Annotated in this window: 11 protein-coding genes; 10 read left to right on the plus strand and 1 reads right to left on the minus strand. The window is 58.0% G+C overall.

All coding sequences use genetic code 11. The features are described 5' to 3' along the window. Positions 1–52: 52 nt before the first annotated feature. The 10 genes from ACQG11_RS01400 to yegS all read left to right on the plus strand — a co-directional run bounded on the left by ACQG11_RS01400 (position 53) and on the right by yegS (position 15,585). Positions 53–1,255 carry an MdtA/MuxA family multidrug efflux RND transporter periplasmic adaptor subunit gene (locus tag ACQG11_RS01400; protein ID WP_032623941.1) on the plus strand — a complete coding sequence of 401 codons (1,203 nt, stop codon included), beginning with the start codon at positions 53–55 and terminating at the stop codon, positions 1,253–1,255. Beyond that, entirely contained in the window at positions 1,255–4,377 is a 3,123-nt protein-coding gene (locus tag ACQG11_RS01405) for an MdtB/MuxB family multidrug efflux RND transporter permease subunit (protein ID WP_023300557.1), read from the plus strand. The genes ACQG11_RS01400 and ACQG11_RS01405 overlap by 1 nt, the downstream gene beginning before the upstream one ends. After that, positions 4,378–7,455 carry a multidrug efflux RND transporter permease subunit MdtC gene (gene mdtC, locus ACQG11_RS01410; protein WP_426728121.1) on the plus strand — a complete coding sequence of 1,026 codons (3,078 nt, stop codon included), beginning with the start codon at positions 4,378–4,380 and terminating at the stop codon, positions 7,453–7,455. Further along, positions 7,456–8,871 carry an MFS transporter gene (locus ACQG11_RS01415; protein WP_032623937.1) on the plus strand — a complete coding sequence of 472 codons (1,416 nt, stop codon included), beginning with the start codon at positions 7,456–7,458 and terminating at the stop codon, positions 8,869–8,871. It begins immediately after the preceding gene. Continuing rightward, positions 8,868–10,271, plus strand: a complete 1,404-nt coding sequence (gene baeS / locus ACQG11_RS01420; RefSeq protein WP_022648650.1) for a two-component system sensor histidine kinase BaeS — start codon at positions 8,868–8,870, stop codon at positions 10,269–10,271. The genes ACQG11_RS01415 and baeS overlap by 4 nt, the downstream gene beginning before the upstream one ends. Continuing rightward, positions 10,268–10,990: a two-component system response regulator BaeR gene (gene baeR, locus ACQG11_RS01425; protein WP_015572364.1), complete on the plus strand. Its 723-nt coding sequence runs from the start codon at positions 10,268–10,270 to the stop codon at positions 10,988–10,990. The genes baeS and baeR overlap by 4 nt, the downstream gene beginning before the upstream one ends. 176 nt (positions 10,991–11,166) lie before the next feature. After that, positions 11,167–12,528 carry a tRNA 5-hydroxyuridine modification protein YegQ gene (gene yegQ / locus ACQG11_RS01430; protein WP_038416385.1) on the plus strand — a complete coding sequence of 454 codons (1,362 nt, stop codon included), beginning with the start codon at positions 11,167–11,169 and terminating at the stop codon, positions 12,526–12,528. Between the two features lie 408 nt (positions 12,529–12,936). Continuing rightward, a complete protein-coding gene (locus ACQG11_RS01435) occupies positions 12,937–13,902 on the plus strand; it encodes a hypothetical protein (RefSeq protein WP_023300559.1) in 966 nt (321 codons plus the stop codon). Positions 13,903–13,909: 7 nt separating this feature from the next. Next, the gene (locus ACQG11_RS01440) at positions 13,910–14,515 is read left to right on the plus strand and encodes a hypothetical protein (protein WP_023306583.1); all 606 of its coding nucleotides are present in this window, start codon (positions 13,910–13,912) and stop codon (positions 14,513–14,515) included. Between the two features lie 170 nt (positions 14,516–14,685). Continuing rightward, a complete protein-coding gene (gene yegS / locus ACQG11_RS01445) occupies positions 14,686–15,585 on the plus strand; it encodes a lipid kinase YegS (protein WP_045622991.1) in 900 nt (299 codons plus the stop codon). Positions 15,586–15,673: 88 nt separating this feature from the next. Here the strand turns inward: yegS and fbaB are convergent, their stop codons facing one another. Further along, entirely contained in the window at positions 15,674–16,726 is a 1,053-nt protein-coding gene (gene fbaB, locus ACQG11_RS01450) for a class I fructose-bisphosphate aldolase (protein ID WP_022648654.1), read from the minus strand. Positions 16,727–16,970 lie beyond the last annotated feature (244 nt).

The following is a 16,970-nucleotide window of genomic DNA, read 5'->3' on the forward strand; positions in this document are numbered from 1 at the left end:
GACTAAACTAGTATCATTCCCCGAAAGTGTTTCAGGACGAGAACGTATAACGATGAAAGGCAGTAACAAATCCCGCTGGGCAATCGCCGTTGGTCTGATTGTGGTGGTCCTGGCCGCCGCCTGGTACTGGCACAGCCAGTCCGCGAACTCCACGGCACCTGCTGGCGCCAATAGCCCCTCACAACGTCCAACGGGCGGCGGGCGCCACGGTATGCGCGGCGCGGCGCTGGCACCGGTGCAGGCGGCAACGGCGGTGAATAAAGCGGTGCCTCGTTATCTCTCCGGGCTGGGAACCATTACCGCCGCCAACACCGTGACGGTACGTAGCCGCGTGGACGGTCAGCTGATGGCCATCCACTTCCAGGAAGGCCAGCAGGTGAAAGCCGGCGATCTGCTGGCGGAAATCGACCCAAGCCAGTTTAAGGTGGCCCTGGCGCAGGCGCAGGGGCAGCTCGCGAAAGACAAGGCCACCCTCGCCAATGCCCGCCGCGATTTAGCCCGCTATCAGCAGCTGGTAAAAACCAACCTCGTGTCGCGCCAGGAGCTGGATACCCAGCAGTCTCTGGTCAGTGAATCTCAGGGCACCATCAAGGCCGACGAAGCCGCGGTCGCCAGCGCCCAGCTCCAGCTCGACTGGAGCCGGATCACCGCGCCGATTGACGGCCGCGTGGGCCTGAAACAGGTTGATATCGGCAACCAAATCTCCAGCGGCGACACCACGGGCATCGTGGTGATCACCCAGACGCACCCTATCGATCTCGTCTTTACCCTGCCGGAAAGCGACATTGCGACGGTGATACAGGCGCAGAAGGCCGGAAAAGCGCTGGTGGTTGAAGCCTGGGATCGCACCAACAAGCAGAAGCTGAGCGAAGGTTCGCTGTTGAGCCTGGATAACCAGATCGATACCACCACCGGCACCATCAAGCTTAAAGCACGCTTCAACAATCAGGACGATGCCCTGTTCCCGAATCAGTTCGTCAATGCGCGAATGCTGGTCGCGACAGAAGAAAACGCCGTGGTGATCCCGACGGCGGCCCTGCAAATGGGCAGTGAAGGCAACTTTGTCTGGGTGCTGAACAGCGAAAACAAGGTCAGCAAACACCTGGTGAAAACCGGGATCCAGGACAGTCAGACGGTGGTGATCAGCGCCGGGCTGTCCGCTGGCGACCGCGTCGTAACCGACGGTATTGACCGGCTGACCGAAGGGGCGCAGGTCGAGGTGGTGGAAGCGCAGAATACAGGAGCAAAAGCCTGATGCAGGTGATGCCGCCGAGCTCTACAGGTGGGCCATCACGCCTGTTTATCTTACGTCCGGTTGCGACGACCCTGTTGATGGTGGCGATCCTGCTGGCCGGGATCATTGGCTACCGTTTTCTGCCCGTGTCGGCGCTGCCGGAAGTGGACTACCCGACCATTCAGGTTGTCACCCTCTATCCGGGCGCCAGTCCGGATGTGGTGACGTCCGCCATCACCGCCCCGCTGGAGCGCCAGTTCGGCCAGATGTCTGGCCTGAAGCAGATGTCCTCCCAGAGCTCAGGCGGCGCCTCGGTCGTCACGCTTCAGTTCCAGCTCACGCTGTCGCTGGACGTCGCCGAGCAGGAGGTGCAGGCCGCGATTAACGCCGCCACTAACCTGCTGCCGTCTGACCTGCCGAATCCACCGGTTTACAGCAAGGTCAACCCGGCAGACCCGCCGATCATGACCCTTGCCGTCACCTCCTCCGCCATGCCGATGACGCAGGTGGAAGACATGGTCGAAACCCGCGTGGCGCAAAAGATTTCGCAGGTGACCGGCGTCGGGCTGGTGACGCTGGCGGGCGGTCAACGCCCCGCTGTGCGCGTTAAGCTCAATGCTCAGGCTATTGCCGCGCTGGGGTTAACCAGCGAAACCATTCGCACCGCCATCAGCAGCGCCAACGTTAACTCAGCGAAGGGCTCGCTGGACGGCCCAACCCGTGCGGTCACGCTCTCTGCCAACGACCAGATGCAGTCCGCCGATGAATACCGCCAGCTGATTGTGGCCTATCAAAACGGCGCGCCGATCCGCCTCGGCGACGTGGCAACCGTCGAACAAGGCGCGGAAAACAGCTGGCTCGGGGCGTGGGCTAATAAGCAGCAGGCGATTGTCATGAACGTTCAGCGCCAGCCGGGCGCGAACATTATTGATACCGCCGACAGCATTCGCACCATGCTGCCGCAGCTGGTGGAAAGCCTGCCAAAATCGGTGAGCGTGAAAGTGCTTTCTGACCGCACCACGAATATTCGCGCCTCGGTGTCAGACACCCAGTTCGAGCTGATGCTGGCGATTGCGCTGGTGGTGATGATCATCTACCTGTTCCTGCGCAACGTTCCGGCAACCATCATTCCCGCCGTCGCCGTGCCGCTCTCGCTGGTCGGGACGTTTGCGGTGATGGTGTTCCTCGACTTTTCGATTAATAACCTGACGCTGATGGCGCTCACCATCGCCACCGGGTTCGTGGTGGACGATGCCATCGTGGTCATCGAGAACATCTCGCGCTATATCGAAAAAGGTGAAAAGCCCTTAGCCGCCGCGCTGAAGGGCGCAGGAGAAATTGGCTTTACCATCATCTCGCTCACCTTCTCGCTGATTGCGGTGCTGATCCCGCTGCTGTTTATGGGCGATATCGTCGGGCGGCTGTTCCGCGAGTTTGCCGTGACGCTGGCGGTCGCCATTCTGATCTCTGCCGTGGTGTCGCTGACGCTGACGCCGATGATGTGCGCCCGCATGCTGAGCCACGAATCTTTGCGCAAGCAAAACCGCTTCTCGCGCGCCTCCGAGCGGATGTTCGAGCGCATTATCGCCGCCTACGGCCGCGTGCTGGCGAAAGTCCTGAATCATCCCTGGGCGACGCTCGGCGTGGCGCTCGGCACCCTGGCGCTCAGCGTGATGCTGTGGATTTTCATTCCGAAAGGCTTCTTCCCGATTCAGGACAACGGCATTATTCAGGGCACGCTTCAGGCGCCGCAGACGGTCTCCTTCGCCAACATGGCGCAGCGCCAGCAGCAGGTGTCTGAGATCATCATGAAAGATCCGGCGGTGGAAAGCCTGACTGCCTACGTGGGCGTGGACGGCACCAACCCGTCGCTCAACAGCGCGCGCCTGCAAATTAACCTTAAACCGCTCGATGACCGCGACGATCGCGTCAACGCGGTAATTGAGCGACTGCAAAGCGCGGTGGCGCGCGTGCCGGGCATTGAGCTGTATCTGCAACCGATCCAGGATTTAACCATTGATACGCAGGTGAGCCGCACGCAGTACCAGTTTACGCTCCAGGCCACCTCGCTTGATGCACTCAGCACCTGGGTGCCGCAGCTGGTGGATAAGCTGAAAGCACTGCCGCAGGTTTCTGACGTCAGCAGCGACTGGCAGGATAAAGGGCTGGCGGCGTACGTGAACGTCAACCGCGACACCGCCAGCCGTCTGGGCATTACCATGTCCGACGTGGATAACGCCCTGTATAACGCCTTTGGTCAGCGACTGATCTCCACCATTTACACCCAGGCCAACCAGTATCGCGTGGTGCTGGAACATAACACCGAGAACACGCCCGGGCTTGCCGCGCTGGACTCGATACGCCTGACCAGCAAAGACGGCGGGATTGTGCCGCTCAGCGCCATTGCCAGCGTGGAAGAGCGCCACACCCCGCTGTCGATTAACCATCTCGATCAGTTCCCGTCCACCACCATTTCGTTCAACGTGCCGGATGGGTATTCGCTGGGCGAAGCGGTGGAGGCCATTCTGGGCGCGGAGAAAGAACTCAGCTTCCCGTCCGATATTCAGACCCAGTTTCAGGGCAGTACGCTGGCGTTCCAGGCCGCGCTGGGCAGCACCGTCTGGCTGATTGTCGCGGCGGTGGTGGCGATGTATATCGTGCTTGGCGTGCTGTATGAGAGTTTCATCCACCCGATCACCATCCTCTCCACCCTGCCGACGGCGGGCGTGGGGGCGCTGCTGGCGCTGATGCTGGCGGGGAGCGAACTGGACGTGATTGCGATCATCGGCATCATCCTGCTTATCGGCATCGTGAAGAAAAACGCCATCATGATGATCGACTTTGCGCTGGCCGCCGAGCGCGAGCAGGGTATGGCGCCGCGCGAGGCCATTTACCAGGCCTGTCTGCTGCGTTTTCGCCCGATCCTGATGACCACCCTCGCCGCCCTGTTGGGCGCCCTGCCGCTGATGCTAAGCACCGGCGTGGGGGCCGAACTGCGCCGTCCGCTGGGCATCGGCATGGTCGGCGGTCTGCTCGTGAGCCAGGTGCTGACGCTGTTTACCACGCCGGTTATCTACCTGCTGTTTGACCGTCTGGCCCTGTGGACGAAAAGCCGCTTCCCGAAACGTGAAGAGGAGGCGTAAGTGAAGTTTTTCGCCCTCTTCATTTACCGTCCGGTGGCGACGATTTTACTCTCCGTCGCTATCACCCTGTGCGGCGTGCTCGGCTTCCGGCTGCTGCCGGTGGCCCCGCTACCGCAGGTCGATTTCCCGGTGATCATGGTCAGCGCCTCGCTGCCGGGCGCATCGCCGGAAACCATGGCCTCATCGGTGGCGACGCCGCTTGAGCGATCGCTTGGGCGAATTGCCGGGGTTAACGAGATGACCTCCAGCAGTTCGCTGGGCAGCACGCGCATCATTCTGGAATTTAACTTCGACCGGGATATCAACGGTGCGGCGCGCGACGTGCAGGCCGCGATTAACGCCGCCCAAAGCCTGCTGCCGAGCGGCATGCCGAGCCGTCCAACCTACCGCAAGGCCAACCCGTCCGATGCGCCGATCATGATCCTGACGCTTACGTCAGAGACCTACTCCCAGGGCGAGCTGTACGATTTTGCCTCCACCCAGCTGGCGCAAACCATCGCCCAGATTGACGGCGTGGGTGACGTGGATGTCGGCGGCAGCTCCTTGCCCGCCGTGCGCGTGGGGCTGAATCCGCAGGCGCTGTTTAATCAGGGCGTGTCGCTGGACGACGTGCGTTCCGCCATCAGCAACGCCAACGTGCGTAAGCCGCAGGGTGCGATTGAGGACAGCAGCCACCGCTGGCAGATCCAGACCAACGACGAGCTGAAAACCGCCGCCGAGTATCAGCCGTTGATTATTCACTACAACAACGGCGCGGCGGTGCGCCTGAGCGACGTCGCCAGCGTCACCGATTCGGTGCAGGACGTGCGTAACGCCGGGATGACCAATGCCAAACCGGCGATTTTGCTGATGATCCGCAAGCTGCCGGAAGCCAACATCATTCAGACGGTGAACAGCATCCGCGCGCGGCTGCCGGAGCTTCAGGAAACCATTCCGGCGGCCATCGATCTCCAGATTGCGCAGGACCGCTCCCCCACCATCCGCGCCTCGCTTGAAGAGGTAGAGCAAACGCTGATCATCTCCGTCGCGCTGGTAATTCTGGTGGTGTTCCTGTTCCTGCGCTCGGGGCGCGCCACGCTGATCCCGGCGGTGGCGGTCCCGGTATCGCTGATAGGCACCTTTGCCGCCATGTACCTGTGCGGGTTTAGCCTTAACAACCTGTCGCTGATGGCGCTGACGATTGCCACCGGGTTTGTGGTGGATGATGCCATCGTGGTGCTGGAGAATATCTCGCGTCATCTGGAAGCGGGCATGAAGCCGCTCCAGGCGGCGCTTCAGGGGACGCGCGAAGTGGGCTTCACGGTCCTGTCCATGAGCCTGTCGCTGGTGGCGGTGTTCCTGCCGCTGCTGCTGATGGGCGGCCTGCCGGGGCGACTGCTGCGCGAATTTGCCGTCACGCTCTCCGTCGCCATTGGTATCTCACTGGTGATTTCGCTGACGCTAACGCCGATGATGTGCGGCTGGATGCTAAAGCGCAGCCAACCGCACTCACAGCCACGCCGGAAAGGCTTTGGCCGCGTCCTGATGGCGATGCAGTCCGGCTACGGCAAATCGCTGAAATGGGTGCTGAACCACACGCGTATTGTCGGGCTGGTGCTTATCGCCACCATCGGGCTCAACGTCTGGATGTATATCACCATCCCGAAAACCTTCTTCCCGGAGCAGGATACCGGCGTGCTGATGGGCGGTATTCAGGCAGACCAGAGCATTTCGTTCCAGGCGATGCGCGGCAAGCTTCAGGACTTTATGAAAATCATCCGGGAAGATCCGGCCGTAGACAACGTTACCGGCTTTACCGGCGGCTCGCGCGTTAACAGCGGGATGATGTTTATTACCCTTAAGCCGCGCGATGAACGTCACGAAACGGCGCAGCAGATCATTGACCGCTTGCGGGTGAAGCTCGCCAAAGAGCCGGGGGCGAACCTGTTTTTGATGGCCGTTCAGGATATCCGCGTCGGCGGACGACAGGCTAACGCCAGCTATCAGTACACCCTGCTCTCGGATGACTTAGCCGCCCTGCGCGAGTGGGAGCCGAAGATCCGTAAAGCGCTGGCCGCGCTACCGCAGCTGGCGGACGTGAACTCCGACAGCCAGAACAACGGCGCGGAGATGGCGCTCACCTACGATCGTGAAACTATGGCCCGCCTGGGCATTAACGTGGAGGCGGCCAACAGCCTGCTTAACAACGCCTTCGGGCAGCGTGAAGTCTCCACCATCTATCAGCCGATGAACCAGTACAAGGTGGTGATGGAAGTCGATCCGCGCTACACCCAGGACATCAGCGCGCTGGACAAGATGTTTGTGATCAATGATGACGGCAAGGCGATCCCGCTGTCGTACTTCGCCAGCTGGCAGCCGTCGAACGCGCCGCTGTCGGTGAACCACCAGGGGCTTTCCGCCGCCTCGACCGTCTCGTTTAACCTGCCAACCGGCTCGTCGCTGTCTGAGGCCAGTGACGCCATCAACCGCGCCATGACCCAGCTTGGGGTGCCCTCCTCCGTGCGCGGCAGCTTTGCCGGTACGGCGCAGGTGTTCCAGGACACCATGAACTCGCAGGTCATTTTGATCCTGGCGGCCATTGCCACGGTGTACATCGTGCTGGGCGTGCTGTACGAAAGCTACGTGCATCCGTTGACCATTCTCTCCACGCTTCCCTCTGCGGGCGTGGGGGCGCTGCTGGCGCTGGAGCTGTTCGGTGCTCCATTCAGCCTCATCGCGCTCATTGGGATCATGCTATTAATAGGTATTGTGAAGAAAAACGCGATAATGATGGTCGACTTTGCCCTGGACGCCCAGCGCAACGGCAACCTGACGCCGGACGAGGCGATATTCCAGGCCTGTCTGCTGCGTTTTCGCCCGATCATGATGACTACGCTGGCCGCGCTGTTCGGCGCACTGCCGCTGGTCATATCCGGCGGTGACGGCTCTGAACTGCGCCAGCCGTTGGGGATCACGATCGTTGGCGGCCTGGTGATGAGCCAGCTGCTGACGCTCTACACCACGCCGGTAGTCTATCTGTTCTTTGACCGCCTGCGGCTGCGTTTTTCGCGAAAAAAGAGAACCACGGTGACCGAGTAAATGACCGACCTACCCAGTAACGTTCGCTGGCAATTGTGGATCGTCGCGTTCGGCTTCTTTATGCAGTCGCTGGACACGACCATCGTGAACACAGCCCTCCCCTCAATGGCGAAAAGCCTGGGGGAGAGCCCGCTGCACATGCATATGGTGATTGTCGCCTACGTGCTGACGGTCGCCGTGATGCTGCCCGCCAGCGGCTGGCTGGCGGATAAAGTGGGCGTACGGAACATCTTCTTCACCGCCATTGTGCTGTTTACCACCGGGTCGCTGTTTTGCGCCCAGGCCAATACCCTCGACCAGCTGGTGATGGCGCGCGTGCTACAGGGCGTCGGCGGTGCGATGATGGTGCCCGTCGGGCGGTTAACGGTGATGAAAATTGTTCCGCGCGCGCAGTATATGGCGGCGATGACCTTCGTCACCCTGCCCGGTCAGGTCGGCCCGCTGCTGGGCCCGGCGCTGGGCGGTATTCTGGTGGAGTATGCCTCCTGGCACTGGATCTTCCTGATCAACCTGCCGGTCGGTATTATCGGCGCGATTGCCACCCTGACGCTGATGCCGAACTATAAAATGCAGACCCGGCGCTTTGATTTCTTTGGCTTCATCCTGCTGGCAGCTGGCATGGCGACGCTCACCCTGGCGCTCGACGGGCAAAAAGGGCTGGGGATCTCCTCCCTGTCGCTCGCCCTGCTGGTAGCGCTGGGTGTCACCGCCATTCTCTGGTATCTGTGGCATGCCAGAGGCAACGCTAACGCGCTGTTTAGCCTGAACCTGTTCAAGAATCCCACCTACCGTCTTGGTCTGTTCGGCAGCTTTGCCGGACGCATCGGCAGCGGCATGTTGCCGTTTATGACGCCGGTATTTTTACAGATTGGGATGGGCTTCTCGCCGTTCCATGCCGGGCTGATGATGATCCCGATGGTGCTCGGCAGCATGGGGATGAAGCGTATTGTGGTGCAGGTGGTAAACCGCTTTGGCTATCGCCGGGTGCTGGTGGCCGCCACGCTCGGGCTGGCGCTGGTTAGTCTGCTGTTTATGACCGTGGCGCTGCTGGGCTGGTACTACATCCTGCCGCTGGTGCTGTTCTGCCAGGGGATCATCAACTCCATGCGCTTCTCGTCGATGAACACCCTGACGCTGAAAGATCTGCCGGACGAACTGGCGAGCAGTGGTAACAGCCTGCTGTCGATGATCATGCAGCTCTCTATGAGCGTGGGGGTCACGGTCGCCGGATTGCTGCTCGGCATGTACGGTCAGCACCATCTCAGCGCCGACACCCCCGTCGCGCATCAGGTCTTTTTATACACTTACCTCAGCATGGCGGTAATTATCGCCCTGCCCGCTTTTATCTTTGCCAGAGTACCGAATGACACGACCAAAAACGTTGTGATCCGACGCGGCAAAAGGAGTGCACCATGAAATTCTGGCGTCCGGGGATCACCGGTAAGCTTTTTGTGGCGATTTTCGCTACCTGTATCGTCCTGCTGATTACCATGCACTGGGCGGTGCGGGTCAGCTTTGAGCGCGGCTTTATTGACTACATTAAGCACGGTAACGAACAGCGCTTACAGGGCTTAAGCGACGCGCTGGGGGAACAGTATAGCCTGCACGGTAACTGGCGTTTTCTGCGCAATAACGATCGTTTTATATTTCAAATTCTGCGCTCGCTGGAGCACGATAATGACGACGACCGTCCGGGGCCGGGCATGCCGCCGCACGGCTGGCGCACTCAGTTCTGGGTGATTGATCAGGAGATGCGCGTGCTCGTTGGCCCACGCTCGCCGGTACCGCCGGACGGTACAAAGCGCGCCATCACCTCGAACGGCGCCACGGTGGGCTGGGTTATTGCCTCGCCGGTCGAGCGGCTGACGCGCAACACCGACATCAACTTTGACCGCCAGCAGCGCCAGACCAGTTGGCTGATTGTCGCGCTTTCTACCCTGCTTGCGGCGCTCGCCACCTTCCCGCTGGCGCGCGGCCTGCTGGCGCCGGTTAAACGCCTGGTGGAAGGCACGCATAAGCTGGCGGCGGGTGATTTCTCGACCCGCGTGGACACCCGCAGTCAGGATGAACTGGGCAAGCTGGCGCAGGACTTCAACCAGCTCGCCAGCACGCTGGAGAAAAACCAGCAGATGCGCCGCGACTTTATGGCCGACATTTCGCACGAGCTGCGCACCCCACTGGCGGTGCTGCGCGGTGAGCTGGAGGCGATTCAGGACGGCTTGCGGCAGTTCACCCCCGAATCCGTGGCCTCGCTACAGGCGGAAGTCGGCACGCTGACCAAGCTGGTGGACGATCTGCATCAGCTTTCCATGTCCGATGAAGGCGCCCTGGCCTACCAGAAAGCCCCAATCGACGTGATCAATATCCTTGAAGTCGTGACCGGCGCGTTCCGCGAACGCTTCGCCAGCCGTGACCTGAAAATCAACCTCTCGCTGCCTGACAGCGCGGTGGTATTCGGTGACAGAGATCGCCTGATGCAGCTGTTCAATAATCTGCTGGAGAACAGCCTCCGCTACACCGACGGCGGCGGCGGGTTGCATATCTCCGGCAAGCAGGAAAACGGGCGCTTTGCCCTGACCTTTGCGGACTCCGCCCCTGGCGTGAAGGATGCGCAGCTGGAAAAACTGTTCGAGCGCTTCTATCGCACCGAAGGTTCGCGTAACCGCGCCAGCGGGGGCTCCGGCCTTGGGCTGGCGATTTGCGTAAACATTGTGGAGGCGCATGGTGGCACCATCCGCGCCGCCCATTCGCCTTTTGGCGGGGTTAGCATTACAGTAGAGTTACCTCTGGAACGGGATTTATCGAGGGAAGCATGACCGAGTTACCGATTGACGACAACACACCGCGTATTTTGATCGTGGAAGACGAGCCTAAACTTGGGCAACTGCTGATCGACTATTTGCGCGCTGCGAGCTATGCGCCAACGCTTATCAGCCACGGCGACCAGGTGCTGCCCTACGTGCGCCAGACGCCGCCGGATCTGATCCTGCTGGATCTGATGCTGCCGGGTACTGACGGCCTGACCCTGTGCCGGGAAATTCGTCGTTTCTCCGATGTGCCCATCGTGATGGTGACGGCCAAAATCGAAGAGATCGACCGTCTGCTGGGGCTCGAAATCGGCGCCGACGATTACATCTGCAAGCCTTACAGCCCGCGGGAGGTGGTCGCTCGCGTGAAAACCATCCTCCGCCGCTGCAAGCCGCAGCGTGAATTGCAGGTGCTGGATGCACAAAGCCCGCTGATCGTCGACGAAAGCCGCTTCCAGGCGAGCTGGCGCAGCAAACTATTGGATCTCACCCCAGCGGAGTTCCGCCTGCTGAAAACCCTCTCCCACGAGCCGGGCAAAGTGTTTTCCCGCGAGCAGCTGCTCAACCATCTGTATGACGATTACCGCGTGGTGACCGACCGCACCATCGACAGCCACATCAAAAACCTGCGCCGTAAGCTGGAGGCGCTGGACGCCGACCAGTCGTTTATTCGCGCGGTGTACGGCGTGGGGTATCGCTGGGAAGCGGATGCGTGCAGGATTGCCTGACAACATTCTCCCCTCACCCTGCCCTCTCCCCAGGGGGGAGAGGGTTAGGGTGAGGGGTCCGGGCTTTACCTCCCCGCCCCGCAGCGCTACAATGCCCGCCCTTAAAGTGGGGGATCTCCCCTTACCGCTGCACCTGGTGCACGCGGATCTGACCTGTCATCAGAACGAGAACAAACATGTTTAAACCGGAACTCCTTTCCCCGGCGGGAACGCTGCAAAATATGCGTTACGCTTTCGCCTATGGTGCCGACGCCGTCTACGCGGGCCAGCCGCGCTATTCGCTGCGCGTGCGTAACAACGAATTCAACCACGAGAATCTTCAGCTCGGCATCAATGAAGCGCATGCCCTGGGCAAAAAATTCTACGTGGTGGTGAACATCGCGCCGCACAACGCCAAGCTGAAAACGTTCATTCGTGACCTGAAGCCGGTCGTGGAGATGGGGCCGGACGCGCTGATCATGTCGGACCCGGGTTTAATCATGCTGGTTCGGGAGAACTTCCCTGATATGGACATTCACCTCTCGGTGCAGGCTAACGCCGTCAACTGGGCAACGGTGAAATTCTGGAAGCAGATGGGGCTGACCCGCGTCATTCTGTCCCGCGAGCTGTCTCTCGAAGAGATCGAAGAGATCCGCACCCAGGTGCCGGATATGGAGATCGAAATCTTCGTTCACGGCGCGCTGTGCATGGCCTACTCCGGCCGCTGCCTGCTCTCTGGCTATATCAACAAGCGTGACCCGAACCAGGGCACCTGCACCAACGCCTGCCGCTGGGAATATAACGTTCAGGAAGGCAAAGAGGATGACATCGGCAATATCGTGCACAAACACGAGCCGATCCCGGTCACCAACGTTGAGCCAACGCTGGGCATCGGCGCGCCTACCGACAGCGTGTTTATGATCGAAGAAGCCAAACGTCCGGGTGAATACATGACCGCCTTTGAAGACGAGCACGGCACCTACATCATGAACTCGAAAGATCTGCGCGCCATCGCACACGTCGAGCGTTTAACCCAGATGGGCGTACACTCCCTGAAAATCGAAGGCCGCACCAAGTCCTACTACTACTGCGCTCGTACCGCGCAGGTGTATCGCAAAGCCATCGACGATGCCGCCGCCGGTAAACCGTTCGACACCAGCCTGCTGGAAACGCTGGAAGGTCTGGCGCATCGCGGCTATACCGAAGGTTTCCTGCGTCGACATACCCACGACGACTACCAGAACTACGAGCATGGCTATTCGATTTCCGAACGCCAGCAGTTTGTAGGCGACTTCACCGGCGAGCGTAAAGGCCCGCTGGCCGCCGTCGCCGTAAAAAACAAATTCACTAAAGGCGACAGCCTGGAGCTGATGACACCGCAGGGCAACATGAACTTCCGCCTGGAGCATCTGGAAAACAAAAAAGGTGAGGCGATTGAGGTCGCACCTGGCGATGGCCATGTGGTCTGGCTGCCGGTTCCTGAAGAAGTAGAGCTGGAGTTTGCGCTGCTGATGCGCAATTTTGAAGGTGAAAATACCCGAAATCCGCACGGCAAATAGTCAATCAACGGGATTTTTTCACGCTGGGATAATTCTTAGAATCGGATCACATACCGCTTCGTTCAATACGGGTATTATCCCCCCGCTGAAAAACATAACCCATAAATGCTAGCTGTACCAGGAACCACCTCCTTAGCCTGCGTAATCTCCCTTACGCGGGCTTATTTTTTTGTTAACTCCTGAAATTTTTCCCCCTGATAAATATGGCGTTGCATTGACCCGGGAAAGGTTTGTGTCAGCATTAGGCGTATCATCTAAGCAAGTCGAACGAACAAAGGATCCTAATCACATTTTTAATGGATTTGAGAGGGATGAACACTATTCGGAACATTCCTAATTTTAAGTGTTAACAGGACCTTTACTCTTGATTTATTAACAATCAACGTTTCACACGGACGGAGAGATGAAGTGACATTCACAGGACAACTTTCAAAGGATCTTCCAGATTACGAACTCGCACGCAGTCTTGGTCTTGCCTCTGGCGGCGATATAAATTTCACAGCACTTGCAGGTCAACTGGACTGCAGCAGAAATTTTAGCCAGGCCGGGATTATCTACTCAGACGGTACACGTCAGTGGCTAGTACGGCCATCAAGAAGGATTGCGACACCAAACGAAAGCTCGGTTAGTCATGTAGTCATAACCAAAGTAAATGCCTCACAAGTTAACCCCGTTCACGCAACAACGGCTACGATTCAGTCCCCTTCCCTGGCGACTGAAATTGGTTCAACGGCAATTTCCTGCGGAGCCGCAATTCTTACTGTTGTACTTGCGGCAGGGGCCGGTATGGCTATACCTCTCACTGCAGGGTCTTCCGGTGCTATAGCCGCTGTGATTTTAGCCGGTGGTGTAGCAACTGGAATTCAATGTGCAAATGGGCTTGGCCGACTATCGTTGATTGCTATGAATCACGATGACTACGTTGCGTGGATGGACTCCCAGGAGTGGTATACAGCAACCAACACAGCCCTGGATGCGATTTCTCTTGCCGGGGCTGCTGCGGGTTTAAAAAGCGCTGCATTAACATATCGCCTTCTTAACCGTTCATCGTCTGAGAGTTTGCTCTCCTTATTACAAAAAATGAGCCGGGCCGACCGTACGCGATTAACAGAGGAGATTATTCGTATCCGCAATCCCGGCATCTCGAATTCAGGTGTAAAAGCAGCAATGAAGGCAGGCGTGTATCCCAAACGTTATCCGTCAGAAGCGTTGCAGTTGCTCTTACAGCGTGAGTTGCTGAATACCATTTCAAATTCTTCTGCCTTCGTTGGAAGTGCCATCTCAGGAAATATCAGAAATCCACAGAATGTTGCACAAACGGGTAAATACATTTTTGGTTTAATTCAGTCTTTTTCATTTACAGGAAGTTATTGACCCGTCCATGATGAAATACATTAAAGATAGCCTTGCATTAAGTGCTTTGGTTAAAAGTAAAATGGCGACCGATGATCCCAACCAGCTTGAAACATTAAAAGAACAGTTAAAAGATCGGTTCGGCGTTCCTGTGGGCGTCCATATGACAGGAATTCCTTTGGCAGTGAGCACGTTACTGGCTATTTTTTGCTACGCCATGCTGCAAGTATCCCTCTGGTTGTTGCTGTTTCGCTGGCTCGGCTTACCCGAATTTAAGGTTATGATGGGAGTATTCATTGCAGCGATTGTGTATTGTCTGGTAGTGATGAGCACGATGTTTCTGACTACACGAGGTTCTTTACCTGGATATAAACTGCATATTTTCGTCATTACGCTGACAGGCATAATGAGCATCATTTATTTCATCTGGACGGGGATTTCGCTTTTATTCGGCCCTGTTGAGAACTACACACCGCAAATAACCTCTTTGCTGGGGCTGGGATGTTTCTTTCTGAACATTATGTGGATGAATTCATCGATTTTTTACCGCTCCATTGCGCTAACGCTACATAATCGGGTCTGGCGTAAGCAGCTCAAAATCGAGGCAAGGCCAATGTCACACCTCAAACGTTGACCACAATAGTCAATTGAGCGGCAGTAGTATGCATTGTAAGCGCTACGGGGTTCTTTAGTCGATTTCAAAGCCCTTACGCGGGCTTATTTTTTGCCTTTCATCCTGTTCTTACCCGCTTTTTCCCTCTCTGGGATACACTCTTTCTATAGCTAAAAAAGGGAGCAACCCGGATGGCAACCTATCCAGACAGTTTATTAATTCTTAACGGCAAGAGTGCAGGCAACGATCTGCTGCGCCAGGCGATTACCGAATTGCGTGAAGACGGAGCATGCATACACGTGCGAGTAACGTTTGAAAAAGGCGATGCGGCGCGCTACATCGACGAGGGCATCAGGTTAGGTGTTCAGACCATCATTTCCGGCGGCGGCGACGGAACGATCAACGAGATCGCCGGTGCGCTCATTGACCTCAACGACGCAGCTCGCCCGGCGATGGGGATTTTACCGCTCGGTACCGCCAACGATTTTGCCACCAGCGCCGGTATACCTGAGGATTTAGGCAAAGCACTGCAACTGGCTATCCTCGGGAAAGCGACCGCCGTCGATATTGCGCAGGTGAATGAAAGAACCTGCTTTATCAATATGGCGACCGGCGGGTTCGGCACCCGCATTACCAGCGAAACGCCGGAAAAACTGAAGGCCGCGCTGGGCGGCGTTTCGTATCTCATCCATGGTCTGATGCGCATGGACACGCTCAGGCCCGACAGCTGTGAGATCCAAGGTGAAAACTTCCACTGGCAGGGCGACGCGCTGGTGATTGGTATCGGCAACGGGCGTCAGGCAGGCGGCGGACAGCAGCTTTGCCCGGAAGCGCTGATCAACGACGGTCAATTACAGCTGCGTATTTTTACCGGCGACGGGCTGCTGCCTGCGCTGTTTACGACACTGACGCAGCCAGAGGAGAGCCCCAATATCATCGACGGCACATCCGCGTGGTTTGAGGTGATCGCCCCACACGGCATGACCTTTAATCTCGACGGAGAGCCGCTCAGCGGCGAGCGATTCCGCATTGAGGTGTTGCCCGGGGCGTTGCAGTGCCGATTGCCGCCGGACTGTCAGCTTTTGCGCTGATGTGTTGCCGGGTGGCGGCCCTCTTCCCGTATGCACTGAACAGTCCCCTCTCCCCGTTGGGGAGAGGGTTAGGGTGAGGGGAAAAGACTTAAGCGATCGTGACCTTACTGTCCAGATAGACGTCCTGAACCGCGTTGATCAGCTTCACGCCGTCGGCCATAGATTTTTTGAACGCCTTACGGCCGAGGATCAGCCCCATGCCGCCAGCGCGTTTGTTAATCACCGCCGTGCGCACCGCGTCGGTCAGATCGGTTTCACCGCCTGCCGCACCGCCGGAGTTAATCAGCCCGGCGCGGCCCATATAGCAGTTTGCCAGCTGGTAGCGCACCAGATCGATCGGGTTGTCGCTAGTCAGCTTGCTGTAGACGCGGTCGTCGGTATAGCCAAAGTTCACCGCTTTATAGCCGCCGTTATTCTCGGCCATTTTCTGCTTCACGATGTCCGCGCCGATGGTCGCCGCAAGGTGGTTTGCCTGACCGGTCAGATCCGCAGACACGTGGTAATCCACACCGTCTTTTTTGAACGAGCCGTTACGCAGATAGGCCCACAGCACGGTTACCATGCCCAGCTCGTGGGCGCGCTCGAACGCCGCGGAGATCTCTTCTATCTGACGACGCGACTGTTCAGAACCGAAATAGATGGTTGCCCCGACCGCCACCGCACCCATATTGAACGCCTGCTCGACGCTGGCGTAGAGCGTCTGGTCGTATTCGGTTGGGTAGCTCAGGGTTTCGTTGTGGTTCAGCTTAACGAGGAACGGAATGCGGTGGGCATAGCGACGCGACACGGAGGCCAGCACGCCATAGGTGGAGGCCACGCAGTTACAGCCTGCCTCAATTGCCAGCTCGACGATATTTTTCGGATCAAAATAGAGCGGGTTCGCGGCAAACGATGCCCCCGCAGAGTGTTCAACGCCCTGGTCAACGGGCAGAATAGAGAGGTACCCGGTTCCGCCCAGGCGGCCGGTATTATAAAGCGTCTGCATGTTTCGCAGTACGGCAGGAGGACGGTTGTTGTCGACCATGACGCGGTCTACGTAATCATGGCCAGGCAGATAAAGCTGGTCGGCTGGAATGGTCATACAACGATGCTGTAAAAGGCTGTCGGCGTCTTTGCCAAGCAGCTGCGCAATATCAGTCATAGTGATGCTCCCGTATGTCCGACATGATGTCGGAGCGTGTGATCCAAGCCCACGTTTTTGCAGGCAGACTAAGCCTGGTACCGACTTAACCTATTTTCCACCATTTGCAACTTTTTTAAGCGCAATCTGCTGGCTCGTTTCATGTACAACATTTTTGTTACACTGATCAAACAATCGCCTTAAAGGTATTTAAAAGGTATTATCACATGGTATGTTACATGCGTACCTCTGACATGCAGGATTA

Origin of the sequence: Enterobacter cloacae complex sp. 372C4, assembly GCF_050030615.1 — a bacterium.
GTDB lineage: Bacteria > Pseudomonadota > Gammaproteobacteria > Enterobacterales > Enterobacteriaceae > Enterobacter > Enterobacter intestinihominis.